Annotated in this window: 1 protein-coding gene; it reads right to left on the reverse strand. The window is 51.1% G+C overall.

Annotated features, from left to right (window positions below):
• On the reverse strand, positions 1-575 hold a 575-nt coding region (locus WD019_RS21735), incomplete at both ends, for an aldehyde dehydrogenase family protein (RefSeq protein ID WP_425712821.1).

The raw sequence follows: 575 nt of genomic DNA on the forward strand, positions 1-575 counted from the left end.
CCGCCCGCTTTTGAGTCGGTTCCTGACATGTTGAAGCCGCCAAATGGCTGGTAGCCGACAATCGCGCCTGTACATCCACGGTTGAAGTAAAGGTTGCCGACATGGAACTCTTCTCTTGCGCGTTCGATGTGCTCGCGGTTGTTCGAAATGAGCGCGCCTGTTAAGCCGTAGTCGGTGTTGTTCGCGATTTCCATCATATGATCGAAGTCACGCGCCTTGCAGAACGCGACAACCGGTCCGAAAATTTCTTCTTGCATTAAGCGGTCGTTTTCTTTTACATCGGCAATGATCGTTGGCTGGATGAAGTAGCCTTTGGAGTCGTCCCCTTCACCGCCTGTCATTAAGCGCCCTTCTTGTTTGCCGATTTCAATGTATTTCATAATTTTGTTGTACGCGGCCTGGTCAATGACTGGACCCATGTAAGTGTTCACATCTTCCGGATTGCCGACCGTCAATGTTTTTGTCAGGGCAACGGCTTTTTCTAGCACTTCATCGTACACGTCCTGATGGACAATCGCGCGGGAGCCTGCGGAACATTTTTGTCCGGAGAAGCCGAAAGCGGAGTAAACGATCGC

The organism is Fictibacillus sp. Mic-4, assembly GCF_049843615.1.
GTDB classification, from domain to species: domain Bacteria; phylum Bacillota; class Bacilli; order Bacillales; family Fictibacillaceae; genus Fictibacillus_A; species Fictibacillus_A gelatini.